Annotated in this window: 2 protein-coding genes; both read right to left on the reverse strand. The window is 40.7% G+C overall.

From position 1 onward, the window contains the following. Positions 1-142 precede the first annotated feature (142 nt). Complete coding sequence (locus DW826_RS17845; protein ID WP_015553444.1) at positions 143-364, reverse strand: hypothetical protein; 222 nt, start codon at positions 362-364, stop codon at positions 143-145. 201 nt (positions 365-565) lie between these two features. After that, positions 566-1,663 carry a group II intron reverse transcriptase/maturase gene (gene ltrA, locus DW826_RS17850; protein ID WP_117553338.1) on the reverse strand — a complete coding sequence of 366 codons (1,098 nt, stop codon included), beginning with the start codon at positions 1,661-1,663 and terminating at the stop codon, positions 566-568. Positions 1,664-1,702: the final 39 nt, after the last annotated feature.

The following is a 1,702-nucleotide window of genomic DNA, read 5'->3' on the forward strand; positions in this document are numbered from 1 at the left end:
GTTTCTTTATATTATTTTATCTAGCACAACAGGTTAAATTAGATTGTAATATGCATTGATTAACACAGCGCCTAATACAATGGCAACCGCTGCAATCCAATAACCATGCATAAAAGCTGCATCATCAATCCCAAAACTAATTTTAAGCAATAACAAAATCAAGCCGAAGCAGACTCCTATCAAAACTATTTTTGCAGCTCTTTTCAAATTGAGTACCTCCATCATACTTTTTTTGCAACTTGCTGGCGGCGAACAGCATTTCATGCTGTTTGAAGACGGCAAGTCCACGAGGGATAGCCGCATTAGCGGCGCAAGGGGGTGTAGCAACCTTGCCGGAACGAAGTGACGCAACATTCTCGGTCATGCGGCTTTCTTCTGCTGACAGAGAATGAAGCTCCGCAGGACGCACATACTCCCGATAGGAGAGTACAGAAGTGCGCCCTTTAGTTCCTAAAGGGATTTTATCAGTTCGACAGTCGAGTAGACTAAGACCTCTCAATCCTAGCCCCTCACAGATCCGTACGTGCGGCTTTCCCGCATACGGCTCCTCATAGTAACATTTGCTTCAATATAAACAATAGTACGTTTTAGGTTTTGCTAACGGGTAATACTTGAGCATTTCCACAAATCCATTCCATGTGTATGCCCGTCTACAACCTCTCCGATTCATGGCTTTGAATAGAAACTGTTGTACTCTATGCAGGAATGTTGTTATCTTCCGAAAATTCCATGTAACACCATAATACTGATAGTGTCCAATTAGTTTTACATTCAACTCTTTAATTATTTCTCGCATTGGTCGATTTCGATTATCGTAAATCCAGTTCTTGTATGCTCTGACCTTTTGCTCAAACTTCTTCCTTGAAGTCTGTACCTTTGGCACGAAACCTCCCTTTCGAGTTTTGCTACAGTAGAAGGGAAATCCCAGAAAATCAAATGTTTCAGGCTTACATTCTCCTCTTGCTCTACGATTCTGCTCTGCAAATCTCCCAAATTCAATCAGTCTGCTTTTACTACTTTCCAGCTCCAGTCCAAACTTTTCCATTCGTTCCTTTAACTCTTTATAGTATCTTTCAGCTTCTGACTTATATTGAAATCCTGCAACAAAATCATCCGCAAAGTTGACGAGAAAACACTCTCCCTGCATTTCCCTTTGCACCACCAGCTTAAACCACAGCGTCAGCACATGATGCATGTATATATTTGCAAGCATCGGACTCATTACTGAGCCTTGTGCCGAACCTTCCTCTGTTGGCTCGAATTTTCCTTGCTCCATTATTCCTGCTTTAAGGTATTTACGTATTAGCCACAATAAGTTCTTATCCTGTATATTCCATTCAAGGAACTTCATCATCCAATCATGGTCGATATGGTCAAAGAAACCTTTAATATCGGCATCTACGATATAGCTGATTTTTCCATAGCTTATCCGTTGGTATACTTCTTTTATTGCTTCGTGACACCCCCTATTCGGTCTGAATCCATACATGCAGTTTAGGAATCTCGGTTCATAAATAGCTCCCAGTATTTTCTTCACTGCCATTTGTACAATCTTATCTTCATAGGAAGCAATCCCTAATGGTCGTTTCTTTCCATTTCCTTTAGGTATATATACCCTCAGTGACGGAAGTGGCTTAAAGGATTTGTTTTTCAGCCTTTGTATGAAGTGCTATACTAACGTTGTAACAGTAGTGGCTAATAA

It is taken from the genome of Clostridium sp. AM34-11AC, assembly GCF_003435375.1.
Lineage (GTDB): Bacteria > Bacillota > Clostridia > Lachnospirales > Lachnospiraceae > Pilosibacter > Pilosibacter fragilis.